The sequence below is a fragment of the Ideonella benzenivorans genome (assembly GCF_020387415.1).
GTDB classification, from domain to species: domain Bacteria; phylum Pseudomonadota; class Gammaproteobacteria; order Burkholderiales; family Burkholderiaceae_C; genus Ideonella; species Ideonella benzenivorans.
The window spans coordinates 669,327-695,568 of sequence record NZ_JAGWCB010000010.1 but is presented as its reverse complement, the minus strand read 5'-3'; the positions used below and the strand labels follow the sequence as shown (position 1 = coordinate 695,568).

26 protein-coding genes and 1 riboswitch are annotated in these 26,242 nt (G+C 70.5%); of the genes, 9 read left to right on the top strand and 17 right to left on the bottom strand.

Annotated elements, in window-relative coordinates; translation table 11 throughout:
• Positions 1-25: 25 nt before the first annotated feature.
• From tsaB to KGA65_RS12045, 4 genes are all read left to right on the top strand, one after another.
• On the top strand, positions 26-766 hold the full coding sequence (gene tsaB, locus KGA65_RS12060) for a tRNA (adenosine(37)-N6)-threonylcarbamoyltransferase complex dimerization subunit type 1 TsaB (protein WP_225863349.1): 741 nt from the start codon (positions 26-28) through the stop codon (positions 764-766).
• Complete coding sequence (gene rimI, locus KGA65_RS12055; protein ID WP_225863348.1) at positions 763-1,266, top strand: ribosomal protein S18-alanine N-acetyltransferase; 504 nt, start codon at positions 763-765, stop codon at positions 1,264-1,266. The genes tsaB and rimI overlap by 4 nt, the downstream gene beginning before the upstream one ends.
• Positions 1,253-2,110, top strand: coding sequence for a uracil-DNA glycosylase (locus tag KGA65_RS12050; RefSeq protein WP_225863347.1), 858 nt, complete (start codon positions 1,253-1,255; stop codon positions 2,108-2,110). Before rimI ends, KGA65_RS12050 begins: the two co-directional genes overlap by 14 nt.
• A gap of 220 nt (positions 2,111-2,330) precedes the next feature.
• Positions 2,331-2,972, top strand: a complete 642-nt coding sequence (locus KGA65_RS12045) for a DUF2087 domain-containing protein (RefSeq protein WP_225863346.1) — start codon at positions 2,331-2,333, stop codon at positions 2,970-2,972.
• Here the strand turns inward: KGA65_RS12045 and glmU are convergent.
• The 5 genes from glmU to KGA65_RS12020 all read right to left on the bottom strand — a co-directional run bounded on the left by glmU (position 2,926) and on the right by KGA65_RS12020 (position 7,234).
• Positions 2,926-4,320, bottom strand: a complete 1,395-nt coding sequence (gene glmU / locus KGA65_RS12040) for a bifunctional UDP-N-acetylglucosamine diphosphorylase/glucosamine-1-phosphate N-acetyltransferase GlmU (protein WP_225863345.1) — start codon at positions 4,318-4,320, stop codon at positions 2,926-2,928. The two genes, KGA65_RS12045 and glmU, sit on opposite strands and share 47 nt — an antisense overlap.
• A gap of 79 nt (positions 4,321-4,399) precedes the next feature.
• Positions 4,400-5,005 (bottom strand): DUF4136 domain-containing protein, encoded by a 606-nt coding sequence (locus KGA65_RS12035; protein WP_225863344.1) that lies wholly within the window; start codon positions 5,003-5,005, stop codon positions 4,400-4,402.
• Positions 5,006-5,058: 53 nt separating this feature from the next.
• Entirely contained in the window at positions 5,059-6,024 is a 966-nt protein-coding gene (ttcA, locus tag KGA65_RS12030; RefSeq protein ID WP_225863343.1) for a tRNA 2-thiocytidine(32) synthetase TtcA, read from the bottom strand.
• Positions 6,021-6,422, bottom strand: coding sequence for a dihydroneopterin aldolase (locus KGA65_RS12025; RefSeq protein WP_225863342.1), 402 nt, complete (start codon positions 6,420-6,422; stop codon positions 6,021-6,023). The genes ttcA and KGA65_RS12025 overlap by 4 nt, the downstream gene beginning before the upstream one ends.
• A 2-nt stretch (positions 6,423-6,424) precedes the next feature.
• The gene (locus KGA65_RS12020; protein ID WP_225863341.1) at positions 6,425-7,234 is read right to left on the bottom strand and encodes an SDR family oxidoreductase; all 810 of its coding nucleotides are present in this window, start codon (positions 7,232-7,234) and stop codon (positions 6,425-6,427) included.
• Between the two features lie 20 nt (positions 7,235-7,254).
• Here KGA65_RS12020 and KGA65_RS12015 point away from each other — a divergent pair, with 20 nt between their 5' ends.
• Both KGA65_RS12015 and KGA65_RS12010 read left to right on the top strand, forming a co-directional pair.
• Positions 7,255-8,370, top strand: coding sequence for a class I SAM-dependent methyltransferase (locus tag KGA65_RS12015; RefSeq protein ID WP_225863340.1), 1,116 nt, complete (start codon positions 7,255-7,257; stop codon positions 8,368-8,370).
• Between the two features lie 10 nt (positions 8,371-8,380).
• Positions 8,381-8,572 carry a DUF2905 domain-containing protein gene (locus KGA65_RS12010; protein WP_225863339.1) on the top strand — a complete coding sequence of 64 codons (192 nt, stop codon included), beginning with the start codon at positions 8,381-8,383 and terminating at the stop codon, positions 8,570-8,572.
• 55 nt (positions 8,573-8,627) lie between these two features.
• On the opposite strand, the gene KGA65_RS12005 is transcribed toward KGA65_RS12010, so the two are convergent.
• The 6 genes from KGA65_RS12005 to KGA65_RS11980 all read right to left on the bottom strand — a co-directional run bounded on the left by KGA65_RS12005 (position 8,628) and on the right by KGA65_RS11980 (position 16,919).
• Positions 8,628-10,724 carry a S46 family peptidase gene (locus tag KGA65_RS12005; protein ID WP_225863338.1) on the bottom strand — a complete coding sequence of 699 codons (2,097 nt, stop codon included), beginning with the start codon at positions 10,722-10,724 and terminating at the stop codon, positions 8,628-8,630.
• Positions 10,725-10,836: 112 nt separating this feature from the next.
• On the bottom strand, positions 10,837-12,057 hold the full coding sequence (locus KGA65_RS12000; protein ID WP_225863337.1) for a multifunctional CCA addition/repair protein: 1,221 nt from the start codon (positions 12,055-12,057) through the stop codon (positions 10,837-10,839).
• Between the two features lie 28 nt (positions 12,058-12,085).
• The gene (locus KGA65_RS11995) at positions 12,086-13,033 is read right to left on the bottom strand and encodes a complex I NDUFA9 subunit family protein (protein ID WP_225863476.1); all 948 of its coding nucleotides are present in this window, start codon (positions 13,031-13,033) and stop codon (positions 12,086-12,088) included.
• Between the two features lie 34 nt (positions 13,034-13,067).
• Positions 13,068-15,095: a lytic transglycosylase domain-containing protein gene (locus tag KGA65_RS11990; RefSeq protein ID WP_225863336.1), complete on the bottom strand. Its 2,028-nt coding sequence runs from the start codon at positions 15,093-15,095 to the stop codon at positions 13,068-13,070.
• A 41-nt stretch (positions 15,096-15,136) separates the two neighbouring features.
• Complete coding sequence (locus tag KGA65_RS11985) at positions 15,137-15,826, bottom strand: glutathione S-transferase family protein (RefSeq protein WP_225863335.1); 690 nt, start codon at positions 15,824-15,826, stop codon at positions 15,137-15,139.
• Positions 15,827-15,929: 103 nt separating this feature from the next.
• Positions 15,930-16,919: a LysR family transcriptional regulator gene (locus KGA65_RS11980; RefSeq protein WP_225863334.1), complete on the bottom strand. Its 990-nt coding sequence runs from the start codon at positions 16,917-16,919 to the stop codon at positions 15,930-15,932.
• Between the two features lie 103 nt (positions 16,920-17,022).
• Here KGA65_RS11980 and KGA65_RS11975 point away from each other — a divergent pair, with 103 nt between their 5' ends.
• Together KGA65_RS11975 and KGA65_RS11970 are read left to right on the top strand one after the other, a co-directional pair.
• Positions 17,023-17,394, top strand: coding sequence for a DUF2917 domain-containing protein (locus KGA65_RS11975; protein ID WP_225863333.1), 372 nt, complete (start codon positions 17,023-17,025; stop codon positions 17,392-17,394).
• An 86-nt stretch (positions 17,395-17,480) separates the two neighbouring features.
• Positions 17,481-18,089, top strand: a complete 609-nt coding sequence (locus KGA65_RS11970; protein ID WP_225863332.1) for a 5-formyltetrahydrofolate cyclo-ligase — start codon at positions 17,481-17,483, stop codon at positions 18,087-18,089.
• An 86-nt stretch (positions 18,090-18,175) separates the two neighbouring features.
• Here KGA65_RS11970 and KGA65_RS11965 read toward each other — a convergent pair whose 3' ends face one another.
• The 5 genes from KGA65_RS11965 to ppk2 all read right to left on the bottom strand — a co-directional run bounded on the left by KGA65_RS11965 (position 18,176) and on the right by ppk2 (position 23,510).
• A complete protein-coding gene (locus KGA65_RS11965) occupies positions 18,176-18,787 on the bottom strand; it encodes an OmpW/AlkL family protein (protein WP_225863331.1) in 612 nt (203 codons plus the stop codon).
• A gap of 202 nt (positions 18,788-18,989) precedes the next feature.
• Positions 18,990-19,826, bottom strand: coding sequence for a methylenetetrahydrofolate reductase [NAD(P)H] (metF, locus tag KGA65_RS11960; protein ID WP_225863330.1), 837 nt, complete (start codon positions 19,824-19,826; stop codon positions 18,990-18,992).
• An 18-nt stretch (positions 19,827-19,844) separates the two neighbouring features.
• The gene (locus tag KGA65_RS11955) at positions 19,845-20,600 is read right to left on the bottom strand and encodes a TlyA family RNA methyltransferase (protein WP_225863329.1); all 756 of its coding nucleotides are present in this window, start codon (positions 20,598-20,600) and stop codon (positions 19,845-19,847) included.
• A gap of 4 nt (positions 20,601-20,604) precedes the next feature.
• Entirely contained in the window at positions 20,605-22,047 is a 1,443-nt protein-coding gene (ahcY, locus tag KGA65_RS11950) for an adenosylhomocysteinase (protein WP_225863328.1), read from the bottom strand.
• A 105-nt stretch (positions 22,048-22,152) separates the two neighbouring features.
• Positions 22,153-22,234, bottom strand: a riboswitch (S-adenosyl-L-homocysteine riboswitch).
• 103 nt (positions 22,235-22,337) lie between these two features.
• Positions 22,338-23,510 carry a polyphosphate kinase 2 gene (gene ppk2 / locus KGA65_RS11945; protein ID WP_225863327.1) on the bottom strand — a complete coding sequence of 391 codons (1,173 nt, stop codon included), beginning with the start codon at positions 23,508-23,510 and terminating at the stop codon, positions 22,338-22,340.
• Between the two features lie 141 nt (positions 23,511-23,651).
• Between ppk2 and purT the strand changes: the two genes are divergently transcribed.
• The gene (purT, locus tag KGA65_RS11940; protein ID WP_225863326.1) at positions 23,652-24,875 is read left to right on the top strand and encodes a formate-dependent phosphoribosylglycinamide formyltransferase; all 1,224 of its coding nucleotides are present in this window, start codon (positions 23,652-23,654) and stop codon (positions 24,873-24,875) included.
• Between the two features lie 63 nt (positions 24,876-24,938).
• Here the strand turns inward: purT and metK are convergent, their stop codons facing one another.
• Positions 24,939-26,126, bottom strand: coding sequence for a methionine adenosyltransferase (metK, locus tag KGA65_RS11935; protein ID WP_225863325.1), 1,188 nt, complete (start codon positions 26,124-26,126; stop codon positions 24,939-24,941).
• Positions 26,127-26,242: the final 116 nt, after the last annotated feature.

Below are 26,242 nucleotides of genomic sequence, written 5' to 3'. Positions count from 1 at the left end.
CGCGGCGCCTGCCTCTGATCTGCCGATGAAACTGCTGGCGCTGGACACCGCCACCGAGCAGCTGGCCGTGGCGGTGGCCCACGGGGAGGCGAGCTGGACCCTCAACGCCGCGGGCGGGGCCTTGGCCTCGGCCACGCTGGTGCCCGACCTGCTGGGCCTGCTGGCCCAGGCTGGGTTGACGGTGGGCGAGCTGGATGCCGTGGCCTTCGGCCAGGGGCCAGGCGCCTTCACCGGCCTGCGCACCGCGGTGTCGGTGGCCCAGGGGCTGGCCTTTGGGGCCGGCAAGCCGGTGCTGGCGCTGGACAGCCTGCTGATCGTGGCCGAGGACGCCCGGGCCCAGGGGGCGCTGGACGAGGCGCCCGAGGCCCTGCTGTGGGTGGCGATGGACGCTCGCATGGACGAGGTCTATGCCGCCGCCTACCGCCGCCAGGCCGGGCGCTGGCAGGCCGTGGTGGCGCCACACCTGTCGGACCTGCCGACGCTGGTCGCTCGCTTTGGCAGCGCGCCGCTGCGGCTGGCCGGCAATGCCCCGGCGGCCTTTGGCGAGCGCCTGCCGCTGCCGCCGGGCAGCCGGGTCTGGGACACGCCGCAGGACCGCGCCAGCGCGGCGCTGCGCCTGGCGCGCGAGGCTTGGGCCGATGGCCAAGGCCAGCCGCCCGAGGCGGCGCTGCCGGTCTACCTGCGCGACAAGGTGGCCCTGACCACGGCCGAACGCGAGGCCCTGAAGGCCCAGGCCGCGTCGGCCGGGGGTGGAGCCCAGCCATGACGGGGGCGGCGGCTGGGGCTGACCCGCGGGTGCAACCGATGACGGTGCGGGACCTGGACGAGGTCACGGCCATCGAACAGCAGGCCTATGCCTTCCCGTGGACGCGCGGCAATTTCATCGATTCGCTGTCGTCCGGCCATCTGGCCTGGACGCTGCGGGCCGCGCCGGGTGGGCCGCTGCTGGCCTACTACGTGGCGATGGAGGGGGTGGAGGAGATGCACCTGCTCAACATCACCGTCGCGCCGGCCGAACAGGGGCGGGGCCATGCCCGGGCCTTGCTGGCCCACCTGGCTGACCAAGCCCGGGCCCTGAGGGCCTTGCAGCTGTGGCTGGAGGTGCGGGAGAGCAATGCCCGCGCATTGCAGCTGTACCTGCGCCACGGCTTCGAGACCGTGGGGCGCCGCAAGGGCTACTACCCGGCGGTGCAGGGGCGGGAGGACGCCATCGTGATGCGGCTCCCCTTGTCGGACCCGGAGGGAGACAGCCATGCCGTGGACTGAGCGTCAGCAGGCCTTGCTGCAAGGCATGGGCCTGAAGGTCTGGTCGCCGGCGTCGACCGCCGGGCCGGAGGCTTCCACCGCCCCGGCGACGCGGTCCGAGGCAGTGGAGCCGCCGCTGGAGCGGCCTGCCGAGCGGCCCGTTTCGGTGGTCAAGACGCCTCCCGCGCCTTCCCGCCGGGCCGCCGGGTCCCCTGTGGCCGACGTCGCCGTGCCCGTGGTGGCTGCGCCTTCGGCGCCGGCCGGGCGGGCCGACGGCCCGGTGGCCACGATGGACTGGCCGGCGCTGCGGGCGGCCGTGGCCGGCTGCCAGGCCTGCGCGCTGTGCGAGAGCCGCAAGAACACCGTGTTCGGCGTGGGCAACCCGGCGGCCGAGTGGATGATCGTCGGTGAGGCGCCGGGCGAGCAGGAGGACAAGCAGGGCGAGCCCTTCGTCGGCGCGGCCGGTCAGCTGCTCGACGCCATGCTGAAGGCCATCGGCCTGACCCGCAGCGAGGCCGATGCCGCGCACCAGGTCTTCATCGCCAACACGCTCAAGTGCCGGCCGCCGCGCAACCGCAACCCGCTGCCCGAGGAGCTGGCGCAGTGCACCCCGTACCTGCAGCGGCAGATCGCGCTGGTGCAGCCCCGGGTGTTGCTGGCCATGGGCCGTTTCGCCATCCAGCAGCTGCTGCACACCGAAGAGCCGGTGGGCCGGCTGCGCGGCAAGGTGCATGAGCACCAGGGCATCCCGGTGATCGTGACCTACCACCCGGCCTACCTGCTGCGCCAGCCGACCGAGAAGGCCAAGGCCTGGCAGGACCTGCTGCTGGCCGTCCAGGTCTACCGTCGCTCGCAGGGCGGCTGAATCGGCTAGACTGCGGGCCTGGTCGGCAGTTCACCCAGGCGTCGTCGCGCGGTTCTCCGCGAGCTAAACCTGCCTTCATGGTCCGTTTCTCACGAGTATCTGCCCTGGCCCGATGGGTCCGGACGGTGGCGGTGGGTCTTCGGCAAGTCGACGACCCCCGAGCCGGGCGTGCGTGCGCTTGGCCTTGTCCCCGCCGCTGCCCACCCGAGGAGCAGCCTTCATGGCCCGAGAAACCACCCCGCTGGTCATTGCCGACCTGTCGTCCTTTGCGCGCCAGCTGGCGCGCGCCCTGGCGGAGCAGCCCACGCCGCCCAGCCACCTCCAGTTCCTGAACCAGATCGCCCGTGCGGCGGGCTATCGCAACCTGCAGGCCTTGCAGGCCAGTGCGCCACCAGTGCCGCCGATGGACGCGGCGCCCCTGCCGTTGAGCGACACCGCCCGGCGCGCGCTGCAGCAGTTTGACGCCGCTGGCCGCCTGCAGCGCTGGCCGGCCAAGTACAGCGTGCAGCGCCTGATCCTGTGGCCGCTGTGGGCCCGCTTCGAGCCCCGGCGCCGCTACACCGAGGCCGAGGTCAACACGGTGCTGAAGGCCGCCAATGCCTTCGGCGACCATGTGACGTTGCGGCGTGAGCTGGTGAACCACCGGCTGCTGGCGCGCGAGTCCGACTGCTCGGCCTACTGGAAGCTGCCGGCCCGGCCCGACGACGAGGCCCGCGCCCTGATGGCGGCCTGGCGGGAACGCCAGCGGCAGCGCGACGGTGCGCGGGCCCTGGCGCCGGAACGCGAGGCCGCCCGCGCGGCCTTCACGCAGCGGCTCAGGGCTTCGGCGTCTTCTTCGGCCGGGTCCAGCCACCCAGGCTGACCTGGCGGGCCCGGGCCACGGTGAGCTGGCCCGGCGGCGTGTCCTTGCTGATGGTGGAGCCGCCGCCGATGGTGCCGCCCTCGCCCAGGGTGACCGGGGCGATCAGCACGCAGTTGCTGCCCACATGCACATCCGCGCCGATCACGGTGCGGTGCTTGTTGGCGCCGTCGTAGTTGGCGGTGATGCTGCCGGCACCGTAGTTGACCCGCTCGCCCACCGTGGCATCGCCCAGGTAGGCCAGGTGGTTGGCCTTGGCGCCGTCGGCCAGCGTGCTGTTCTTGACCTCGACGAAGTTGCCGATGTGCACGCCGCGGCCCAGCACCGCGCCGGGGCGCAGGCGGGCGAAGGGGCCGATCAGCGCGCCTTCGCCTACGGTGACGCCGGCCTGTTCGCCGTCGATGTGGGTGAAGGGGTGGATCACCGCGCCGGCGGCGATCGTGGCGTTGCGGATCACGCAGTTCGCGCCCACCCGCACGCCGTCGCCCAGCGTCACCTTGCCTTCGAAGAGACAGTTGACGTCGATCTCCACATCCTGCCCGCAGGCCAGCGTGCCGCGCTGGTCGAAGCGGGCCGGGTCGGCCAGGCGCACGCCGGCCTCCAGCAGGGCCTGGGCCTGGCGGCGCTGCAGGCGCCGCTCCAGGTCCGCCAGCTGGGTGGGGCTGTTGACGCCCAGCACTTCGGTCTCGTCCGCCGCCTGGGCCGCCACCACCGGCACGCCCTCGGCCACCGCCATCGCGACGATGTCGGTCAGGTAGTACTCCTGCTGGGCGTTGTCGTTCTTCAGCGCGGCCACCCAGCGCTGCAGCGCGGCGGTGGGGGCGGCCATCATGCCGGTGTAGACCTCACGGATGGCGCGCTGGGCTTCGCTGGCGTCCTTGTGCTCGACGATGCATTGCACCTGGGGGCCGTCGGCGCTGCGCACGATGCGGCCGTAGCCGGTCGGGTCGTCCAGCACCACCGTCAGCAGGGCCAGGCGCTCGCCGCCGCTGGCCTCGGCCAGGGCGCGGGCGGTGGCCGGCTCGATCAGCGGCACATCGCCGTTCAGGATCAGCGTGGTGCTGGCCGTGCCGTCCAGCGCGGGGCTGGCCTGCAGCACCGCGTGGCCGGTGCCCAGCTGGGGCTGCTGGCGCACGCAGCGCACCTCGGGGGCCGTGGCGCTCACGTGGCGCTCGACCTGTTCGGCCTCGTGGCCGGTGATGACCAGGGTGCGCTGCGGCTGCAGCGCGGCGGCGCGTTGCAGCACATGCTGCAGCAGGCTCTGACCGGCCAGGGTGTGCAGCACCTTGGGCCGGGCCGAGCGCATGCGGGTGCCCTTGCCCGCGGCCATGATGACGACGTTCAGCGCCATGGAGAGAGTTTCCTTGTCCAGGCCATCCCAGGGGATGGCGAAGCGGGAATTATCGGCGCTGGCCGCGGGGGCAGCCGGTTCAGGGCAGGGTCACGTTCACCGAATGCGGCTTGCCGTCCACGGCTGGGAACTCCTTCATCGCGGCCAGGAACATGGCCTCGAACAGGCTGCGGCCGCCGGTGGTGCTGCCGTTGGTGCTCGCGCGCGATTCGTAGAGCGCGGCGCCGCTCTCGCGGTCACGGATCAGCACGGCCACCTCGCGGGTGTACTCGGGCTGGTAGTAGCCCCAGCCCCAACCCGGGCCAGCCCAGGGCGTCATGCGCCAGCGCGGGCCCCAGGGGTGCATCCACAGCGGGTCGTCCCAGGGCGAGCGGTCGGCGCGGTCCCAGCGGGCGCCGATCTGCACCAGCACATCGGGCTTCTGCCCTTCGGCGGCGGCGGTGAAGCCCGCGTCTTCCAGGGCCGGGCGGGCCATGTCTTCCAGGGCCTGCTGCTTGTCTTCCTGGGCCTGCTGCGAGGGCAGGCGGTCGAAGGCATAGGTGCCGACGTGGCGCTCGGTGGGCCAGTTGCCGAAGCTGCTGACCTCGACGTTCATCGTGTTGAAGGCGGCGCAGCCGCTCAACCCCAGGCTGGCCGCCAGGCCCAGCGCGAGCGCCGGGCGGCAGAGATGACGGCAGATGTCCATGGCACGCATTGCATTGGCTCCCAAGCTTGGAACGAGACGATTGTGGCGCTGCCTCAGAGCTTGTCCAGCCGGATGGTCTGCACGGCGCCGCCCGGGGGCGTGCCGCAACCCTCCTCTTCGTCCTCGTCGAAGGCCTTGTCGCCCTGCGGATCGGGCCGGCCCGTCGGTTGGAGGCTGGTGAAGGGGTAGAGGTTCCGGTCCATCATGTGCGAGAGCGTGATGTTGCCCATCGCGGTGAACATGTTGTCGATGCGGCCGGGGTATGCCTTGTCCCACTCGCGGATCATGCGCTTGATGGTCACGCGCTGCAGGTTGTCCTGGTTGCCGCACAGGCTGCAGGGGATGATCGGGAATTCGCGGTGCGCGGCCCAGGTTTCCAGGTCGGTCTCGGCCACATAGGCCAGCGGGCGGATCACGATGAACTCGCCGTTGTCCGTCACCAGCTTGGGCGGCATGCCCTTCATGCGGCTGCCGAAGAACATGTTCATCAGCAGCGTGACCACCATGTCGTCGCGGTGGTGGCCCAGCGCGATCTTGTTGCAGCCCAGCTCCCGCGCCACGCGGTAGAGGATGCCCCGGCGCAGCCGCGAGCACAGGCTGCACATGGTCTGCCCTTCCGGGATGTGCTTCTTGACGATGGAGTAGGTGTCCTGCGTCTCGATGTGGAAGGGCACGCCCACGCCCTTCAGGTAGTTGGGCAGCACCTCGGCGGGGAAGCCCGGCTGCTTCTGGTCCAGGTTGACCGCGACGATCTCGAACCGGATGGGCGCCCGCTTCTGCAGGTTCATCAGGATGTCGAGCATCGAGTAGCTGTCCTTGCCGCCGGACAGGCAGACCATCACCTTGTCGCCGTCCTCGATCATGGCGAAGTCGGCAATCGCCTGGCCGACCTGGCGGTGCAGGCGCTTGCTGAGCTTGTTCATCTCGAAGGCGTGCTTCTTGGCCTTGCGGGCCTCCTCGGCGGCGGCCGCCTCGGCCTCGGTCAGCACCGGGGCGGTGGTGTCGTTCATCGCGTTCATTCCTGGGGTTCCTTCAGGCCGAAGACTTCGCAGCCCACCGACTCGCAGTCGGGGTAGACATCGGGCTTCTCGGTCGAGACACGGGCGGCGCGCACCTTGGGGTGGGCCAGCATGCGGGCCAGCACGTCGTCGCACAGCGTCTCCTGCAGCTGGATGTGCCCTTGCGAGACCCGCTCGGCGATGGTGCGGCGCATGAAGTCATAGTCCAGCACCTCCTCCAGCTCGTCACGGGCCGGGGTGGAGACGGCCAGCGGCACGTACAGATCCACGTTGATCAGCACCCGCTGCTCGCCGCGCTTCTCGAATTCGTGCACGCCGATGTTGATGCGCACCTCGTAGTTGCGCAGAAAGAGCCGGCGGCAGTCGCGCAGGCTGGGAAGGGAGAGGGCGGAGGTCATCGTCAATCTTTCTCTTGGGCCAGGAACAGCACGTCGCGCGCCTGGGCGGCGAGGTGCTGGCCACCGTCCACGATCAACGTGGTGCCCGTGATGGCAGGGGATTCGATCAGGTAGCGCACCGCGCGGGCCACGTCCTCGGGGGTGGAGGAGCGCCCCAGCGGCGTCATGCGGTGGGCCTTGGCGTACTCCTCGGCCGACATCGGGCCCGACAGCAGGGTGACGCCGGGGGCCACGCCCACCACCCGCACCCGCGGCGCCAGCGCCTGGGCCAGCAGCACGGTGGCCTCGCGCAGTGCGGCCTTGCTCAGCGTGTAGGAGAAGTAGTCCGGGTTGGGGTTCCAGAGCTTCTGGTCCAGCAGGTTGACCACGCAGCCCTGGCCCTCGCGTTCGGCCACATGGGCCGCCAGGGCCTGGGCCAGCGCGATGGGCGCCGCGGTGTTGGTGCGCCAGTGGCGTTCCAGCTGGGCGCTGCCGGCCGTCTGGGCGCTGTCGTAGGCGAACAGCGAGGCGTTGTTGACCACCGCGTCGAGCCGGCCGAAGCGGTCCAGCACCTGCGGCACCAGGCCGCGGCAGCCGGCCTCGTCGGCCAGGTCGGCCACCACCACGGCGGCCCGGGCACCCAGCGCGCGCAGCTCGGCCGCGGTGGCGTCGGCCTCGGCGCGGGAGTGGTGGCAGTGCACCGCCACGTCATGCCCGTGCGCGGCCAGCTCCAGCGCGATCTGCCGGCCGATGCGCCGCGCCGCACCGGTCACCAGGGCGACCGGACGGTGGGGGAAAGGGGAATGCGGCGGGGTGGGCGGGGATGAGGACATGCCAAACCTACAATCTCGCGATGCCAACAAGCGAACCCGACAGTGTATCGGCGGCCCTGACCGTACGCCTGCGTGCGGCCATCGAGGCCGAAGGGGGCTGGCTGCCCTTCGACCGCTACATGGCCGAGGCCCTGTACGCCCCGGGCCTGGGCTATTACGCCAACAGCAGCCGCAAATTCGGCTGGCTGCCCGAGAGCGGCAGTGATTTCGTCACCGCCCCCGAATTGTCGCCGCTGTTCGGCCGCGCGCTGGCGCTGCAGGTGGCGCAGGCGCTGCAGGCCAGTGGCACGCGGGAGGTTTTCGAGTTCGGCGCCGGCTCCGGCGCGCTGGCCGAGCAGGTGCTGGACGCCCTGGCCGCCGCCGGCGTGGCGCTGGACCACTACAGCATCGTGGACCTGTCGGGCACGTTGCGCGCGCGCCAGGCCCAGCGCCTGGCCCGCTTTGGCGACACGGTGCGCTGGCTGGACGCCTGGCCCGCCGAGATGCGCGGCGTGGTGCTGGGCAATGAGGTGCTGGATGCGATGCCGGTGCAGCTGCTGGTGCGCAGCGACGATGGCACGCAATGGCTGGAGCGCGGCGTGGTCTGGCACGAGGGCCAGTTGGTCTTCGCCGACCGGCCGACCGAGCTCGCCATTCCCTTCGACGGCCCGGTGCTGCCCGGCACGGTGACCGAGATCCACCCCCAGGCCGAGGCCTTCGTGCGCAGCCTGGCCAGTCACCTGAAGGCCGGCGCGGCCTTCTTCATCGACTACGGCTTCCCGGAGGCCGAGTACTACCACCCGCAGCGCCACCAGGGCACGCTGATGTGCCACGCCGCCCACCAGGCCGACCCGGATCCGCTGGACCGCCCGGGCGAGAAGGACATCACCGCCCACGTGAACTTCACCGGCATCGCGCTGGCCGCGCAGGAGGCCGGGCTGCAGGTGCTGGGCTACACCAGCCAGGCGCGCTTCCTGTTCAACTGCGGCCTGCTGGACCTGATGGCCGCGGCCGACCTGAAGACCAAGACCATGGCGCTCAAGCTGGTGGACGAGCACGAGATGGGCGAGCTGTTCAAGGTGATCGCGCTGGGCGCGCCCGGGCTGGACCTGGACCCGCTCGGCTTCACCGAGGGTGACCGCACCCACCGCCTCTGAAAGAGCCACGATGCGCTGGATGCTGGTCTTCCTGATCGCCCTGCTGATCTTCAACCGCGCCGGTGCCTGGCTGCAGAAGATCGGCCTGGGCCGCCTGCCCGGCGACATCCGGCTGCGCCTGTTCGGCCGCGAGCTCTTCCTTCCGCTGGCCAGCAGTGTCGTGCTGGGGCTGATCGCCAGCGTGATCGGGCTGCTGCTCTGAGGCCGTGCGGCTGAAGGCGGGGCAGGCGTTCTGCACGCCCGCCCCGGGGCCACCGTCAGTGGACGGCGCCGGCCTTCAGTTCCTGCACCAGCCGGTCGGCGTGGTAGACCTTGTCCAGGGTCTCCAGGATGGCGCCGGCATGCACGCTGACCGCACGGTTGTCGGCTTCGTCATACCAGTAGGCGCCCCCCAGCGAGCCCAGGTTGCCGTCGAAGATCAGTCCCACCAGCTCGCCGCGGCGGTTGATCAACGGGCTGCCCGAGTTGCCGCCGATGATGTCGTTGGTGCTGACCATGTTGAAGCGCTGCGCCGGGTTCAGGGCCGGCTGGGCGGTCAGCCAGCTCTGGGGCAGGGCGAACGGGTCTTCACCGGTGGCGCGGGCGAAGGTGCCGCCGATCTCGGTGAAGGGGGCCACGGGCTGGCCGTTCTTCTTGAAGCCGCGGATCTCGCCGAAGCTCAGGCGCAGCGAGAAGGTGGCGTCCGGGTAGACCGAGGTGCCGGTGCGGGCGAAGCGCACCCGGGCGATCTGCTCGGCCGCGCGGGTCTGCACGGCCTCGACCTCGTTCTCCTCGCGGGCGCGCAGGGCGCGGGCCTGCGCGTCGGTGGCCAGGGCCAGGCGGATGAACGGATCCTGCGAGGCCGCGATGGCAGCGGCACCGCCTTGCCACAGGGCTTGACGCACCTTCGGGTCGCCCAGGGTCGTGCCATCCACCAGCTCGGTGGCCAGCGCCTGCGGTGACTTGCGTCCCAGCACCTGGCGCACCAGCGGGTCGTCCGCGCCCAGCCACTGGCGCATCTGGGCCAGTGACCAGGCCAGCTTCACCTTTTCCAGGGCCGGTGCCACGGGCTTGGGCGCGAGCAGGTGGCGCTCGGTGGCCAGCAGGGCCGCATCGGCGAACTCCGGCAGGCGTTCGCCGCTGGGCTTGGCGCGCTCGGTCGCGGCGCGCACCAGGGTGCGGGCCCAGCCGTGGTAATCCGTCCAGTAGCCCTGGGCGCCTTCGGTGTAGGCCAGGTGCGGCTGGATCTCGCGGTAGACCCGGGCGGCGCGGGCGATGTCGTCCCAGGCGCCCAGCGTGTCCTTCAGGTTCGGCTGGTTGGCGGCGAACTGGCGCAGCGCGGCCTCTTCGGCCTGCTTGCGGGCCATCACTTCGGGGTCGCGCAGGGTCTCGAGCTGACCGTACTGCGCCTTGAAGCCGTTCTCGATCCAGCGCAGCGCCTTGCGGGCCAGGCGGTCCTGCTCCGGCCCCTCCGTGCCGTACTGGTTCAGCAGGCCGCGCTGCTCGGCTTCCCGCAGCAGGCGCTGGGGCAGGTCCACGTCGCGCAGCGTCTCCAGTTGCGCCACGGTCAGCAGGCGCTGGGTGCGGCCGGGGTTGCCGGCGGTGATGACCAGCTCGCCGGCCTCGGGGCCGCGCGGGTTGAGCGGGAAGAACTCGGGCGTGGCCGCCGGGTGGCCGTTCTCGTAGACGCGCAGCAGGCCCATGTCCAGGTCATAGCGCGGGAAGTCGAAGTTGTCCGGGTCGCCGCCGAAGGCGCCGATGGCCACCTCGGGCGCGAAGGCCAGGCGCACGTCCTGGTAGCGGTGGTAGCGGTAGAGGTGGCGGGCGCCGCCCTGGTAGAGCGTGACCACATCGCAGCGCACGGTGGCGTCCTTGCCGTTGACGCAGGCCGACTCCAGCCGGGCGCGGGTGGCGTTGACGGCCTCGGTGTAGGCCTGGCCGGTCTTGCCGGCGGTGGCCTGGGCGAAGGTGGCGCTCACGTCGGTGATCTGCTCCAGCCGGTTGAGCTCCATGCCCGGGCACTGGCGCTCCTCTTCGGGGCGCTGGGCGATGAAGCCGCTGCGGCGCAGATCCTGGCCGGGACGGGAGAGGTCGCCCAGGCAGCTGTCCACGCAGTGGTGGTTGGTCAGCACCAGGCCGCCGGCCGAGACGAAGGAGGTGGAGCAGCCGCCGGCCATGCGGGCCGCCGAGTGCATCACCTTGTTCACCCAGGCGTCGTCGGGGGTGAAGCCGTATTTCTGGGCCAGCGTGGCCTTGGGCAGGTTGTCCAGGGTCCACATGCCTTCCATCGCGGAGGCAGCCAGGGGGGGCAGGGCGCACAGCAGGGTGGCGCCCAGCAGCGACATGGCGCTGCGGCGGTGCCGGGGCACGGGCATCGTGAAAGGTCCTTTGTGAGGCGGAAAAAGCAAGGACCCCGTGGCAGGTGGTGTCGACGGGGCCCAGCGTCGGAGCCCGGCGGATCGATCGCCGGACCCGATCGAGTGTCGCTCAGATCGCCATCGACACCGCGTTGGCCCGGGCCAGGTGGATGGCTTCGCCGATGGCCGGGCCCTTGGCGCCGCGGGCCTGGGCTTCGGCCGCCACGCGGGCGGTGTCCACATCCAGCCCGGCCTGCAGGGCCTGGCGCAGCAGCGGGGCGCTGGGGTAGTCGGCGTGTTCCAGGCCCAGGCGGCCGCGGGCATCGGCCTCGCAGGCCAGCAGGGCCAGCTCAAAGCGCTCGGGCCGGCGGAAGGCGTCGCAGCGTTCCAACAGGCGCAGCACCGCGGCGGCCCCAAAGGTGGCGGCCTGGTGGATGTGGGTGTGCTCGCGCGCCACCACCAGGGCCAGTTCGCTGCACTCGGCGGGTGGCTTCAGGCGGGCGCAGAGTTCGCGGGTCAGGCGTTCGCCGCGGGCCTCGTGGGCGATGTGGCGCGGCCATTCCTCGGGCGGGGTCGTGCCCTTGCCCAGGTCGTGGCACAGCGCGGCAAAGCGGGCGGACAGTGGGGCCTGCAGGCGCGCGGCCTGGTCCAGCACCAGCAGCAGGTGGGCGCCGGTGTCCACCTCGGGGTGGAACTCGGGCCGCTGGGGCACGCCCCACAGGCGGTCCACCTCCGGCAGCAGCCGGGCCAGGGCGCCGCAGTCGCGCAGCACCTCCAGCATGCGGCTGGGGCGTGTCTCCATCAGGCCGGTGGCCAGCTCCTGCCAGACCCGCTCGGCCACCAGCGCGTCCACTTCGCCGGCCTCGACCATCTGGCGCATCAGCGCCAACGTTTCCGGCGCCACGGAAAAATCGGGGAAGCGGGCGGCGAAGCGGGCCAGGCGCAGGATGCGCACCGGGTCCTCGGCAAAGGCGGCGCTGACATGGCGCAGCACCTTGGCGGCCAGGTCGCGCTGGCCGTCGCAGGGGTCGATCAGCGTGCCGTCCTCGGCGCGGGCGATGGCATTGATCGTCAGGTCGCGGCGCTGCAGGTCCTGCTCCAGCGTGACCTCGGGCGCAGCGTGGAAGACGAAGCCGTGGTAACCCGGCGCGGTCTTGCGCTCGGTGCGGGCCAGGGCGTATTCCTCGTGCGTCTGCGGGTGCAGGAAGACCGGGAAGTCCTTGCCCACCGGGGTGTAGCCGGCGGCCAGCATCTGCTCGGGCGTGGCACCCACCACCACCCAGTCATGGTCGTGCACCGGCCGCCCCAGCAGCGCATCGCGCACCGCGCCTCCGACGACATAGGCTTGCATGGCCAGGCTCCTTGTGGGATGGGGAAGGTCAGCGGTGCCGGGCGCGCCAGGCGTCCAGCCGCGCACAGCGTTGGCCGGGGCGCAGGTAGCCCGGGACGACGGCCAGCAGCGGGGTCGGCGTGATGCCCAGCGCCGCCAAGCCGGGCAGCTGTCCGGTGGCCACGTTGGGGACGGTCATCGAGGCCAGGTTGTCCCGGCTCATCAGCGGCTCGCCCGGGGCCAGCTCCATCAGCCAGGCCTGCAGCGTGGCCAGCGGGGCCGGCAGCGGCAGGATGGGCCGCGGGTGGCCGCTGGCCTCGCCGGCCAGCCGCACCAGCTGGGCCAGGGTGGCTTCCTCGGGTCCGGCGCATTCGAAGGTCTGGCCGGCGGTGGCGGGGCGTTCCAGGCAGGTGGCGATCGCGGCGGCCACATCTGCCACCCAGACCGGCTGGAAGCGGGCGTTCGCCCCGGCCAGCGGCAACACCGGGAACAGGGCCTGCAACTGCGCGAACAGATTGAGGAGACGGTCGCCCGCGCCAAAGATGACGGAGGGGCGCAGCAGGGTCAGGTCCAGGTCGGCCTCGCGCAGCACGGCCTCGCCCCGACCCTTGCTGCGCAGGTAGCGCGACGGGCCCTGCGGATCGGCGCCCAGCGCGCTGACATGGATCAGCCGGCGCACGCCCTGGCGCTGGCAGGCGGCGGCCAGCCGGCGTGGCAGGGTCACGTGCACGGCCTCGAAGGCGGCTTCGCTGCCCTGCAGGATGGCCACCAGGTTGACCACCGCATCGCAGCCGGCCACCAGGCGGTCCAGTGTCGCGTCGTCATGCACGTCGGCGGGCAGCACGTCCACCAGCGGCAGCGGCAGCAGGGCCTGGGCGTGTGACAGCCGACGGGTGGGCACCCGCAGCCGCGGCCCGGCCACCCAGCGGTCCACCAGGGTTTCGCAGAGGGCGCGGCCGACAAAGCCGCTGCCGCCCAGGATGAGCACCGTGTTCAGGGCCATGCGCGTCAGGAGGTGGGTGGGTGGTCGTTCAGGGCAGGTCGGCGTCCAGTGCCGGGGGCGGGGTGGTGCGGGGGCCGATGCTGCTGCCCAGGCGGGCCTTCAGCGATGCCGGCTTGCCGCTCATCAGGCCCGCATAGTAGGTGGCGTTGGAGAGGACCTTTTTGACATAGTCCCGGGTTTCGGTGAATGGCACGTTCTCGACCCACATCGCCGGCTCCAGCACCGGACCGTCGCGCCAGCGGCGGGGCCGGTTCGGGCCGGCGTTGTAGGCCGCCGCGGCCAAGGCCTGCGAGCCGTCCATGTCGTCGAGCACCAGCTTCAGGTAGGCGGTGCCCAGTTTCAGGTTGACCGAGCGCTCGGACAGCAGCTCGGGCCGGTAGTCGCTCATGCCGATCTTCTTGGCCGTCCACTTGGCGGTGGCGGGCATCACCTGCATCAGCCCGTTCGCCCCGACGCCAGAGCGGGCGCTGGTGATGAAGCGCGATTCCTGGCGGATCAGCCCGTAGGCGTAGGCCGGGTCCAGGCCGATGGCGTTGGCGCGCGGCAGCAGGTCCTCGCTGTGGGGGGTGGGGAAGCGCTGGGCCATGTCGAACTCGGCCCGGGTCTTTTCGCTGCTGTTGATGCAGCGGTCCCAGATCTCGCGCTCACAGGCGATCTGCGCGGCCGAGAGCAGCTCGCGGTCGCTCAGGCCGATCAGCGAGAAGTTCCATTCGCGCACCGCCTCGGAGCGCAAGCCGATGTCGAGCATCGCGAGCGAGCGCTGCAGGCCGGGGTGGCGTCGCATCGCGTCGCGCTCGGTCGGGGTCAGCGGGGTGGGCCGCGGGGGCAGGGCCTGCGGGGCGCCCAGGTCTTCCGAGGCCAGCTGGCCGTAATAGCCCAGCTGCGGCGCCAGGGCCTGCAGCAGGGCCGTGCCTTCCTGGCGCTGGGCCTGACCGGCGGTGCCCGGCTTGGCCAGGGCCAGCAGGGCCCGGCCGCGCCAGTACTGCCAGACCGGGCTGTTGCGTTCCTCGACGTTCATCGCCTCGATGCAGCGCAGAACGCCGGTCCAGCGCTCTTCGCCCTGGCCCAGCCGCAGCCAGACCCGGGCATGCCAGGCCAGGGTGTCGTCGGTCCAATCGGGGTCCTGGGCATCGCGCTTCTTCAGCCGGGCCCAGGCCTTGCGGGTCCAGTCCAGCGCATCGGGCAGCAGTGCAAAGCCGGCCTGGCGGGCGGTGATGGCCCAGGCCCAGGCAGCGTCGTCGGCATCGAGCCGGCGGCTCCATCCGTCGTCCAGCTGGCGGGCGGCCTGGGCCGGATCGGCGGCGGCCAGCCGGGCCAGGGCCAGCGCGGTCAGGTGGTCGGCCTGCCGGCCGCCGCTGCCGGCCTTGCGGGCCAGGTAGCGGGCCGGGTTGTCGAAGATGTCGTTGAGCGGCTTGGCGACTGCCTCGCCCAGCAGCCCAGCGATGGCGCGGGCCTGCTTCTGGCGGTTGAACTCCACGGCCTGACGCAGCTTGCGCCAGACATCGGTCTCGCTGAACTGGTGCGCGTCGAACAGGGTCTGGGCCATCAGCTGGCAGCCGTCGTCGGCCTCCTTCTGGGCCATCCAGGCGCGGCGGGCGGCGTCGACCACCGGCTGGCCGGCCTGTTGCGAGGCGACCAGCGCGTAGCAGGTGACCTCGCGGTCGTCGTCCATCCGGAAGCGCGGGTATTCGCGCGCCACGTTGGCCCAGTCGCGCCGCTTGCCCAGTTCCAGCAGCCAGTCGTTGCGCAGCCGGTCCTCGACATAGCTGCCCGGCCAGCGGGCGTAGAAGGCCTCGACCTCGGGCACCTGGGCTTCGCGGAGGCGGCTGCTGAGCTCCCAGTAGTCCACCCAGGTGGCCAAGGGGTAGCGGCTGTCCAGCGCGACAGTCTTGAGCATGGCCAAGCGGGCCTTGTCGCGTTTCTGGAAGGCGTCGCGGGCCTGGCGGATGAGACTGTCGTCGATGGCCTGGGCCGTGGCTTCGGGCGACCAGGCGGCCGCGCCAATCAGCAGGCCCATCGACAGGGCGGCCAGGGGGCGGAACAGGGGGATGCGCATCGTCTATCCACTGTACCGCAGGGGCGCCGACGCGCCTGGGGTCAACCCGGGGCGCCCGCCTTGCGGTAGGGCTCTTCGAACGGCAGGAAATCCCGCTCTTGCAGCGCCTGCGCCACCCAGGCCGCCACGCCCGGGCTGGCCCAGACGCGGTCCATGTAGGCCTGCACCACCGGGCTGACCGGCAGGGCATAGCTGCGCAGCCGGGCCACGACGGGGGCGTAGTACGCATCGACGATGCCGAACGGCCCGAACAGGAAGGGGCCGCCGCTGGCCGCCAGGGCCTCGGTCCACATGGTCTGCAGGCGGGCCAGGTCGGCGGCCACGTCCGGCTGCTCGCGCAGCACCTGGGTGCCCACCTCCGGCAGGTGGGCCTCGATGTTCATCGGACAGGCGTTGCGCAGGGCGCCAAAACCGCTGTGCATCTCGGCGCACAGGCTGCGGGCGCGGGCCCGCTGCAGCGGGTCGGCCGGCCACAGCGGGTGCTGCGGGAAGCGCTCGGCCAGCGTCTCGGCAATCGCCAGCGAGTCCCAGACGACCAGCTCGCCCTCCACCAGCAGCGGCACCTTGCCGGTGGGGGCCAGCGCGCCCACCACGGTCTTGAAGCGGGAGCCGGGGTCGAAGCTGTCGAAGCGGACCAGGACCTCCTCAAAGGGCAGGCCAAAGTGGGTCATCAGCACCCAGGGGCGCATGGACCAGGACGAGTAGTTCTTGTTGCCGATGTAGAGCTGCATGGGGTGGCCTTGGGATGCGAAGCTGCCCATGCTACGGGGCCGGTCCGGGCGGCGGGGTGATTTCGGCGCATCACCGCCATGCGCGCACGGCATGGATGGGCGGTCAGTCGGCGTGGGCCAGGCTGTCGGGGTCGGCGTGGTCGCCGATCGCCGCCCGGGTGGCGGCCGCCTGGTCCAGCACCCAGGCGGTGAAGGCCTCCAGTTCGGGGCGCGGGGGCTGGCTGCCGCCCAGCGGCACCATCCAGTAGACGTGCGGGCTCCACAGCCGGGCCGCGGGGCCGAAGGGCTCCACCAGCTCGCCGCGGCTCAGGCCGTCGTGCACCAGGGCCAGCCGGGCCAGCGCCACCCCCTGGCCGGCCAGCGCGGCCTGCATCTGCTGGTGGGTGTAGTTGGTGCTGAACCAGCGCTTGGGCTGCAGGCGCTCCAGCCCTTGTGCGGCCAGCCAGGCCGGCCAGGCCAGGCTGCCGGCCTGGGTGCTGCTGTCCTCCATCTCCAGCAAGGTGTGCTGGGCCAGGTCGGCCGGCGTGTCCAGCGGTGGCGCATCGCCCCGGGCCACCGCGGCGGCCAGGCCGGCGCCGATCACCGGGCTCAGCACCTCGCCAAAGAGCCGGATGGCCGAAGCCGGCGCGCGCTCGGCCCGGCACTGGCGCAGCGCCAGGTCCAGCTCGGGGTCGTCCTCGTCGACCAGGCGGTCCGAGGCGGAGATGCGGATGTCCAGCGCCGGGTGGGCGCGTTCGAAGTCCACCAGCCGCGGCATCAGCCACAGCGAGGCGAAGGACGGGAAGGTGGTCAGGCTGACCTGGTGACGCGAACGCGCCAGACGGATCTGCCGCACCGTGGCGTCCAGCCGGGTCAGCAAAGGGGCCACAGCCCGCAGCAGGGTCTGGCCGGCCACGGTCAGCTCCACCCGGCGGGTGCCGCGGGAGAACAGCGGGGCGCCCAACTCTTCCTCCAGCCCCTTGATCTGGCGGCTGATGGCCGGCTGGGTCAGGTGCATCTCTTCCGCCGCGGCGCTGAAGCTCAGGCGCCGGGCCACCGCCTCGAAGCTGCGCAGGCAGTCCAGGGACAGGGCGCGCTGGCTGGGGTAATTCATGCGCAAATGGTATCAATCAAGGTTCCACTCGTCATTGGATTTCCGGCCGAATCATCTTCAAGATAAGGCTTGTGATGGCCCCGGTGGGCCGGGGAGATTGATGATGAAGCTGCATTCCACGATGTGCCTGCAAGGGGTCTGGCGCGGCCGGACGGCGCGGGCGGGCGAACTGCTGGTGGCCACCGGCCAGGTGTGGCTGACCCGGGATGGCGACGCCGAGGACCATGTGCTGTCGGCGGGCGACCGCCTGGCGCTGCGGGCGGGCGAATGCATCACGCTGGAGCCCTGGCAAGCGGGCGCACGGGCGCCGGTGCTGCTGTGGCAGGTGCCGGTCCATGCAGTCGGGGCCCGTGCCTGGCGGCGTGCCCTGGCTGCGGCCTTGGCGGTCCGGCTGGAGCGGGCGGCGCGGCGTCTGCAGGCCTGGGCGGCCAGCCTGGCGCCCGCCGGTGACGAGGCCCTGGGCCTGCACCGCTGAGTGTTCCACCCGGGCTTGGCGCGGTGGCGGGTGGGCTTGGTCGCACAATCGGGGCGTGTTCCCGACGGTCTGACCCACACCACGCCATGACCCTGCCGTTCAAGCTCAACCTCGAACCTTCGCGTGACAAGGCCCAGCTGCGCAAGCAGTTGCAGGCCGAACGCATGGCCCTGCTGGACCGCCACCAGCGGGCTGCGCACCTGCAGGAGGTGCTGATGGTCTGGCTGATCAGCCGGCCGGAGAAGACGATTGGCGCCTACTGGCCGATCAAGGGCGAGTTTGACGCCTTGCCGGCGCTCTACCGTTGGAGCGAGGCGGCGGAACCGGGGGAGGAGCGCCGTATCGGCCTGCCGGTGATCAACCGCGAGACCAAGCAACTGACCTTTCATGTCTGGTACCCCGGCTGCCCGATGGAAGAGGATGCCTATGGCATTCCCAAGCCCAAGGACACCGAGGCCTTCCACCCCGAGCTGCTGCTGGTGCCCTGCGTGGGCTATGGCCCGGGGGGCGTGCGGCTGGGTTATGGCGGTGGTTTCTACGACCGCACGCTGGCCGCGTTGCAGCCCCGTCCGGCCACGGCGGGTGTGGGCTACACGCATGGCTACGTGCCCTGGCTGCAGCCCGAGCCGCACGACATTCCCTTGGACGCCATCCTGACGGACGAGGGCGTGTACTGGCAGCGCGGCGAGGACTGAACAACGGCCACAAAAAAGGGCTGCCCGGAGGCAGCCCTTTGACGCATGGACCCTTCAACCGGGCACCCGCAGGTGCCCGCGCTTCATCAGAAGCGGTAGCCGACGCCGACGCTGAACAGCAGCGGGTCGATGTCAAATTCGCCCACCTTGGTGCCGGACGACTTGACGTCCACACCGATCTTGACCTTCTTGACGTCCACGTTGACCAGCCAGCCCTTGCCGACGGGGATGTCCACACCGGCTTGCACGGCCCAGCCGAAGCTGTCACGGGTGACGCTCGGGTGCAGAGCGGTTTCAACCGCCGGATCCCAGGTCACCTTGGTCACATTGGTGTAGTTCACACCAGCACCCAGGTACGGGCGGAAGCCTTCGAAGTTGGTGAAGTGGTACTGGGCCGTCAGGGTCGGGGGCAGGTGACGCAGGCCACCGATCTTGGTGCCGCCCGCTTCAATCTTGTGGTACTGCGGATAGGTCAGGATCAGCTCAGCCGCGATGTTGGGCGTGAAGAAATAGCTGATGTCCAGTTCCGGAAAGGCCTTGTCGTTCACCGACAGGTCCAGCCCCGTGGTGTCGTGGTTGTCCGACTGCAGGTACAGCGCACGGCCACGCACAATCCAGTTGCCCGAATCCTGGGCAGAGGCGAATTGAGGGGCCAGGGTGGCGGCCACGGCGGCCAGAGCGATCAGTTGCTTGCGCATGGTGGGAGACTCCGTCTTCTCTCGGTTGCAATGTAGGTAAGACCCTGCGGTCTGAAATGGATTGCACCGTGAATGGACCGAAGTCAACCTGCGTCGGCGCAAACCACCCCCATGCTCGGGCTGTCCGGCGGATGTGACTTGATCTGCATCAGATCCGCAGGGTGGGCCTGACGCGCGCGCGCAACATCCGGCCACGTACCGGTCAGATCAGCCCCAGCCGGCGGCAGATCTCCAGCGTCGGGCCGCTCTGGTTCATCGTGTAGAAGTGCAGCCCCGGGGCGCCGCCAGCGCGCAGCCGCTCGCACAGGGCCGTCACCACCTCCAGGCCGAAGGCCTTGATGCTGGCGCTGTCGTCGCCAAAGCTCTGCAGGCGCAGCCGCACCCAGCGCGGAATGTCCGCGCCGCAGCCGTCGGCGAAGCGCAGGATGCCGCTGGCATTGGTGATGGGCATGATGCCCGGCACGATGGGCACGGTCACGCCCAGCGCGCGGGCCTCGTCGACGAAGCGGAAGTAGGCGTCGGCGTTGAAGAAGAACTGGGTGATGGCGGAGCTGGCGCCGGCCTGGACCTTGGCCGCGAAGGCCTGCAGGTCGGCCTGCGGGCTGCGCGCCTGCGGGTGCATCTCGGGATAGGCCGCCACCTCCAGATGGAAGTGTTCGCCCGTCTCCGCGCGGATGAAGGCCACCAGCTCGCTGGCGTGGCGGAACTCACCCATGCTGCCATAGCCGCTGGGCAGGTCCCCCCGCAAGGCAACGATGCGCCGCAGGCCCATGGCCTGGAACTGGGCGAGCTTCTCGCGCACCGAGTCGCGGGTGGCACCCACGCAGGTGAAGTGCGAAGCGCCGTCGTGGCCTTCGGCCAGGATGGCCTGCACCGTTTGCAGTGTGCCGTCCTGGGTGGAACCGCCGGCACCGTAGGTGACCGAGCAGAAGGTCGGGTCCAGCGCATAGAGCTGCTGGCGCGTCGCGCTCAGCTTCTCGGCGCCTTCGGGCGTCTTGGGCGGGAAGAATTCCAGGCTCAGGGGAAAGTCGGGGTTCATCGTCTCGTGTTCCAGGGCTCAGGCCCGTTGCGCCTGAACGAAAAATTCGCGGTTGCCATCGCCACCGGTGATCGGGCTGTCACGCCAGGCCGTGACGGCCAGGCCACAGGCGGCGCAGGCCTCGCGCAGCCGGGCCTCGACCCGGGCGTAGGCCGTCGGGTCCTTCACCAGCCCGCCCTTGCCGATGTCGGCCGGCTGCAGCTCGAACTGCGGCTTGACCAGCATCAGCAGCGTGCCGCTCGGCGCCAGCAGCGGCGCCAGGGCCGGCAGCACCAGGGTGAGCGAGATGAACGACAGGTCGCCGGTGATGAGGTCGAAACCCGCCGCCGGCCAGACTGCACCGAGCGTGGCGGGACTGAGCTCGCGGGCGTTGACGCCTTCCAGCGCCGTCACCCGCGGGTCCTGGCGCAGCCGCGGCAGCAGTTGATCGCGGCCCACGTCCACGCCCACCACCTGGCGGCAGCCGGCGTGCAGCAGCACGTCGGTGAAGCCGCCGGTGCTCTGGCCCACGTCCAAGGCCACCGCGCCCTGCAGGTCCAGGCCGGCCTCGCGCAGCGCACCTTCGAGCTTGAGTCCGCCGCGTGAGGCCCAGCGCAGCTCGGCATCGTCGGTGACCTCGATCTCGCAGCCCTCGGGCAGGTCTTCGCCCGCCTTCTTGGGCGGCTGCCAGCCGCGTGGGCCCAGCCAGCGCACGGCACCGCGTTCGATCAGCCGCTGGGCGGCCGACCGGCTGGGCGCCAGGCCCTGCTGAACCAGAAGCTGGTCGGCGCGCACGGGCTCAGTACCGGTACGAATCCGGCTTGTACGGACCTTCGACCGGCACGCCAATGTAGGCGGCCTGCTCGGGCGTCAGCGTGGTCAGCTGGGCGTTGAGCGTGGTCAGCTGCAGGCGAGCCACCTTCTCGTCGAGCTTCTTGGGCAGCACATAGACCTGACCGGCCTGGTAGTCGTTCGGGCGGGTGAACAGCTCGATCTGCGCCAGGGTCTGGTTGGCGAAGCTGGAGCTCATCACGTAGCTGGGGTGGCCGGTGGCGCAACCCAGGTTCACCAGGCGGCCCTTGGCCAGCAGGATGATGCGGTGGCCGTCCGGGAAGATCACATGGTCCACCTGGGGCTTGATCTCCTCCCACTGGCACTTCTCTTCCAGCTTGGCGACCTGGATCTCGTTGTCGAAGTGGCCGATGTTGCAGACGATGGCGTTGTTCTTCATCGCCGCCATGTGCTCGTAGCGGATCACGTCGCGGTTGCCGGTGGTGGTCACGAAGATGTCGGCCTGGGAAGCGGCCCACTCCATGGTCACCACGCGGAAGCCTTCCATCGCGGCCTGCAGGGCGTTGATCGGGTCGACCTCGGTCACCCAGACCTGGGCCGACAGGGCGCGCAGGGCCTGGGCCGAGCCCTTGCCCACGTCACCGTAGCCGCAGACCACGGCGATCTTGCCGGCCACCATCACGTCGGTGGCGCGCTTGATGCCGTCCACCAGCGATTCGCGGCAGCCGTACAGGTTGTCGAACTTGCTCTTGGTGACTGAGTCGTTGACATTGATGGCGCGGAACAGCAGCGTGCCCTTGGCGCTCATCTCGTTCAAGCGGTGCACGCCGGTGGTGGTTTCCTCGGTCACGCCGAGGATCTCGGCCGACTTGCGGCTGTACCAGGTCGGGTCCTGGGCCAGCTTGGCCTGGATCGCGGCGAACAGGACGCGCTCTTCCTCGGAGCCCGGGTGGGCCAGCACCGACGGGTCCTTCTCGGCCTTCTGGCCCAGGTGCATCAGCAGCGTCGCGTCGCCGCCGTCGTCCAGGATCATGTTCGGGCCTTCGCCGGCCGTGCCCTTGGCGCCGAATTCGAAGATGCGGTGGGTGTAGTCCCAGTAGTCCTTGAGGGTTTCACCCTTGTAGGCGAACACCGGCGTGCCGGCGGCCACCAGCGCCGAGGCGGCGTGGTCCTGGGTCGAGAAGATGTTGCAGGAGGCCCAGCGCACCTCGGCGCCCAGAGCCTGCAGCGTCTCGACCAGCACGCCGGTCTGGATCGTCATGTGCAGCGAGCCGGCGATGCGCGCGCCCTTCAGGGGCTGGCTGGCGGCGTATTCGGTGCGGATGGCCATCAGCGCGGGCATCTCGTGCTCGGCAATGGTCAGTTCCTTGCGGCCCCAGTCGGCCAGCGACAGGTCGGCCACCACGTACTGTTCGGGGGCCAGGGAGGTCTTGGGCAGTGCAGCGTTCATCGGTTGCTCCATCGGTTCGACAAGCCCGCACGCGCGGGGCCGAAGGACAACCAGCGGGGCGGCGTGTCAAACGCTCGCCCAGGGCTCACCGCGGCACCACGGGGGTGCGGGTGAGCGCCGTTGCAGAAGAAGGGGTTCCGAGCCTGGGGACCGCCGTGCGACGGCCCTTGCAACGCTCCTCGGAAGCAGGGCGCCAGTGTAGCAGCGGGGCGCTGGCGTCGCCCAGGGCCCGACCCGGCGCCAGGTGTGACAAAGCGGGCACCTTGGCCCGCTTTTGTCGTGGCGGGAGGTCAGGCCTGGCCGTCCATCGTGGCCAGCTGGTCCTCGCCCAGGCTGGGCACCAGCGAGGGCCGGCCGACGATCAGCGGATCCACCGAGCCGATCCCGTCCAGGTTCTTCTTGCCATAGGGCAGGCGGTGCAGCACATAGCGCATCGCGTTCAGGCGCGCGCGCTTCTTGCAGTCGCTCTTGATCACCGTCCAGGGCGCGTCCGAGGTGTCGCACTGCAGGAACATCGCTTCCTTGGCGCGGGTGTAGTCGTCCCATTTGTCCAGGCTGGCCATGTCGATCGGACTGAGCTTCCACTGCTTGAGCGGATGCAGTTTGCGCTCCTTGAAGCGGCGGCGCTGCTCATCCCGGCTGACCGAGAACCAGAACTTGAACAGGTGCACCCCGTCGCGCACCAACTGGCGCTCGAACTCCGGCGCCTGACGCAGGAACTCCTGGTACTGGTGTTCGGAGCAGAAGCCCATCACCCGTTCGACGCCGGCGCGGTTGTACCAGCTGCGGTCGAACATCACGATCTCGCCGCGGGTGGGCAGGTGCTGGATGTAGCGCTGGAAGTACCACTGGCCCTGTTCCACTTCGCTGGGTTTTTCCAGCGCGACGACACGCGCGCCGCGCGGATTCAGGTGTTCCATGAAGCGCTTGATCGTGCCGCCCTTGCCGGCGGCGTCCCGGCCCTCGAACAGGATCACCACCCGCTGGCGGTTCTCCTTGACCCAGGCCTGCAGCTTCAGCAGCTCCACCTGCAGGCGGTACTTCTGTTCCTCGTAGCTGCGGCGCGAGAGCAGGTTCTTGTAGGGGTAGTGCCCTTCGCGCCAGCCGGCGGACAGCTCCAGATCGGGGTCCAGACCGGCGGCGGCCGGCTTGCGCCGGACGTTCAGCTCGCGACGCAGGGCCTTGAGGTCGTCGGGCGAGGCGCCGTCCAGCAGCGCGCGCAACTGGTCGATCGGCTCGCCGTCGCGGAGCAGACTGCCCACCACCTCGGCCTGGACCAGTTGCGCCGCCTCGGTGGCCTCGTCCACGCGCAGCTTCTTCAGCTGGCGGGCATTGGCGCGCGGCTTGACGCTGCCCACGGCCACCGGTGTGCTGCGGCGGGCGGGGCTCGATGGGGTGGGGGCGGGTTCAGCGGCCGGCGTGGCAAAGGTGTCCGAAACGGTGGGGGTGTGGGTACGGGCCATGGTGTGTGTGACAGATCAAGCTGACCATCATGAAACTTTGGCGGTCACCGATCTTGAGGAACATCAAGCGTTCCCCCAGGGGCCGGCGGCGCCACCTTGGCGACAATATCGGCCGTTGTCACCACTGCATGAGGTCTCGCCATGGCCGTCCAGCCCCTGGGCACCCCGTTGTCCCCGTCTGCCACCCGCGTGATGCTGCTGGGCTCCGGCGAGCTTGGCAAGGAGGTGCTGATCGCGCTGCAGCGTCTGGGCGTGGAAACCATCGCGGTGGACCGTTACCACAACGCCCCCGGCCAGCAGGTGGCCCACCACGCCCGCACCATCGCGATGAGCGACCCCGAGCAGCTGCGCCCGCTGATCGAGGCCGAGCAGCCCGACCTGGTGGTGCCCGAGATCGAGGCCATCGCCACCCCGGTGCTGGAGGCGCTGGAGGCCGAGGGCACCATCCGCTGCATCCCGACCGCCCGCGCCGCGCGGCTGACCATGGACCGCGAGGGCATCCGCCGCCTGGCGGCCGAGGAACTGGACCTGCCCACCAGCCCCTACCGCTTCTGCGATTCGCTGGCCGAGCTGCAGGCCGCCATTGATGGCGCGGATGGTCGACCTGGCATCGGCTACCCCTGCATCGTCAAGCCGGTGATGAGCAGCTCCGGCAAGGGGCAGAGCAAGATCGACAGCCCGGCCGACGTGCAGAAGGCCTGGGACTACGCCATGGCCGGCGGCCGCGTCGCCAAGGGCCGCATCATCGTCGAGGGCTTCATCGACTTCGACTACGAGATCACCCAGTTGACCGTGCGGGCCGTGGGCGCCACGGGCCAGGTCGAGACCCATTTCTGCGAGCCGATCGGCCATGTGCAGGTGAGCGGTGATTACGTGGAGAGCTGGCAGCCGCACCCGATGAGCCCGGTGGCCCAGCAGCAGGCGCGCGACATCGCCCTGGCCATCACCGCCAACCTGGGCGGCCAGGGCCTGTTCGGCGTCGAGCTCTTCGTTAAGGGCGACAGGGTCTGGTTCAGCGAGGTCAGCCCCCGCCCGCACGACACCGGCATGGTGACGATGATCACCCAGTGGCAGAACGAGTTCGAGCTGCATGCCCGTGCCATCCTGGGCCTGCCGGTGGACACCTCGCTCAAGAGCCCCGGGGCCAGCGCGGTGATCTACGGTGGGGTGGATGCCTGCGGCATCGTCTTTGACGGCGTGGCCGAGGCGCTGCAAGTGCCCAACTCCGACATCCGCCTGTTTGGCAAGCCCGAGAGCTTCGTCAAACGCCGCATGGGCGTGGCCCTGGTGCACGATGCCGATGTCGAGGTGGCCCGGACCCAGGCCAAGCTGGCGGCCAGCAAGGTCAAGCCGCGGCAGGCCTGAGCGCCCGCGCCAGACAGCAAACAGGCCGCCCTCGGGCGGCCTGTTCACTCAGACGTGGGGCGTTCAGAGCCCTGCGGCGGCGCGCAGCTCGGCGGCCTTGTCGGTGCGCTCCCAGGTGAACTCGGGCTCTTCGCGGCCGAAGTGGCCGTAGGCCGCGGTCTTGGCGAAGATCGGGCGCTGCAGGTCCAGCATCTGGATGATGCCCTTGGGCCGCAGGTCGAAATGCCCTTGCACCAGTTCGGCGATCTTCTCGTCCGAGATCACGCCGGTGCCCTCGGTGTAGACCGTGATGTTGATCGGGCGGGCCACGCCGATGGCGTAGCTGACCTGGATCTGGCACTGGCGGGCCAGGCCGGCGGCCACGATGTTCTTGGCCACGTAGCGCGCTGCGTAGGCGGCCGAGCGGTCCACCTTGGTCGGGTCCTTGCCCGAGAAGGCGCCACCGCCATGCGGGCAGGCGCCGCCGTAGGTGTCGACGATGATCTTGCGGCCGGTCAGGCCGCAGTCGCCCTGCGGGCCCCCAACCACGAAGCGGCCGGTCGGGTTGATCAGGTACTTGGTGTCCAGCAGCCATTCGGCCGGCAGCACCGGCTTGATGATCTCCTCGATGCAGGCCTCGTAGAAGCTGGCCTTCATCTTCGTGGCGGTCTCGGACTGGTCCGGGCTGTGCTGGGTGGACAGCACCACGGTGTCGATCGAGTGCGGCTTGCCGTCCACGTAGCGCATCGTGATCTGGCTCTTGGCGTCCGGGCGCAGGAAGGGCAGGCGGCCGTCCTTGCGCAGCTGGGCCTGGCGCTCGACCACGCGGTGGGCGTAGTAGATCGGCGCGGGCATCAGCTCGGGCGTCTCGTCGCAGGCGTAGCCGAACATCAGGCCCTGGTCGCCGGCGCCGATGTTCAGGTAGTCGTCGCTGGCGCGGTCCACGCCCTGGGCGATGTCGGCGCTCTGCTTGTCATAGGCCACCAGCACCGCGCAGCCCTTGTAGTCGATGCCGTACTCGGTGTTGTCGTAGCCGATGCGCTTGATGGTGTCGCGCGCGACCTGGATGTAGTCGACGTTGGTGCCTTCCTTGGCGGTGATCTCACCGGCCAGCACCACCAACCCGGTGTTGGTCAGCGTCTCGGCCGCCACCCGGGCGTAGGGATCCTGCGTCAGCAGGGCGTCCAGGATGGCATCGGAGATTTGGTCGGCGACCTTGTCCGGATGGCCTTCCGAAACCGACTCGGAGGTGAAGAGATAATCGTTCGCCACTGTGGTTTTTCTTTCGGTTGCGTATCAAGGGAGCGTCGTCCAACTCGGCAACCATGGGAGCGGCGAACGCTTTAGCGGCATTTGGTCGGGCGATTCTGTCGGAACCGTTCCGGCGG

Coding starts and splice junctions, on each gene's coding strand:
- KGA65_RS12045 (WP_225863346.1), top strand. CDS start 2,331: ATGGCCCGAGAAACCACCCCGCTGGTCATTGCCGACCTGTCGTCCTTT.
- KGA65_RS11975 (WP_225863333.1), top strand. CDS start 17,023: ATGAAGCTGCATTCCACGATGTGCCTGCAAGGGGTCTGGCGCGGCCGG.
- KGA65_RS12025 (WP_225863342.1), bottom strand. CDS start 6,422: ATGACCTCCGCCCTCTCCCTTCCCAGCCTGCGCGACTGCCGCCGGCTC.
- purT (WP_225863326.1), top strand. CDS start 23,652: ATGGCCGTCCAGCCCCTGGGCACCCCGTTGTCCCCGTCTGCCACCCGC.
- ttcA (WP_225863343.1), bottom strand. CDS start 6,024: ATGAACGCGATGAACGACACCACCGCCCCGGTGCTGACCGAGGCCGAG.
- KGA65_RS11965 (WP_225863331.1), bottom strand. CDS start 18,787: ATGCGCAAGCAACTGATCGCTCTGGCCGCCGTGGCCGCCACCCTGGCC.
- KGA65_RS11970 (WP_225863332.1), top strand. CDS start 17,481: ATGACCCTGCCGTTCAAGCTCAACCTCGAACCTTCGCGTGACAAGGCC.
- tsaB (WP_225863349.1), top strand. CDS start 26: ATGAAACTGCTGGCGCTGGACACCGCCACCGAGCAGCTGGCCGTGGCG.
- KGA65_RS11990 (WP_225863336.1), bottom strand. CDS start 15,095: ATGCGCATCCCCCTGTTCCGCCCCCTGGCCGCCCTGTCGATGGGCCTG.
- KGA65_RS12010 (WP_225863339.1), top strand. CDS start 8,381: ATGCGCTGGATGCTGGTCTTCCTGATCGCCCTGCTGATCTTCAACCGC.
- metF (WP_225863330.1), bottom strand. CDS start 19,826: ATGAACCCCGACTTTCCCCTGAGCCTGGAATTCTTCCCGCCCAAGACG.
- ppk2 (WP_225863327.1), bottom strand. CDS start 23,510: ATGGCCCGTACCCACACCCCCACCGTTTCGGACACCTTTGCCACGCCG.
- KGA65_RS12015 (WP_225863340.1), top strand. CDS start 7,255: ATGCCAACAAGCGAACCCGACAGTGTATCGGCGGCCCTGACCGTACGC.
- KGA65_RS12000 (WP_225863337.1), bottom strand. CDS start 12,057: ATGCAAGCCTATGTCGTCGGAGGCGCGGTGCGCGATGCGCTGCTGGGG.
- KGA65_RS12050 (WP_225863347.1), top strand. CDS start 1,253: ATGCCGTGGACTGAGCGTCAGCAGGCCTTGCTGCAAGGCATGGGCCTG.
- KGA65_RS12020 (WP_225863341.1), bottom strand. CDS start 7,234: ATGTCCTCATCCCCGCCCACCCCGCCGCATTCCCCTTTCCCCCACCGT.
- rimI (WP_225863348.1), top strand. CDS start 763: ATGACGGGGGCGGCGGCTGGGGCTGACCCGCGGGTGCAACCGATGACG.
- KGA65_RS11980 (WP_225863334.1), bottom strand. CDS start 16,919: ATGAATTACCCCAGCCAGCGCGCCCTGTCCCTGGACTGCCTGCGCAGC.
- KGA65_RS11985 (WP_225863335.1), bottom strand. CDS start 15,826: ATGCAGCTCTACATCGGCAACAAGAACTACTCGTCCTGGTCCATGCGC.
- KGA65_RS12005 (WP_225863338.1), bottom strand. CDS start 10,724: ATGCCCGTGCCCCGGCACCGCCGCAGCGCCATGTCGCTGCTGGGCGCC.
- glmU (WP_225863345.1), bottom strand. CDS start 4,320: ATGGCGCTGAACGTCGTCATCATGGCCGCGGGCAAGGGCACCCGCATG.
- ahcY (WP_225863328.1), bottom strand. CDS start 22,047: ATGAACGCTGCACTGCCCAAGACCTCCCTGGCCCCCGAACAGTACGTG.
- KGA65_RS12035 (WP_225863344.1), bottom strand. CDS start 5,005: ATGGACATCTGCCGTCATCTCTGCCGCCCGGCGCTCGCGCTGGGCCTG.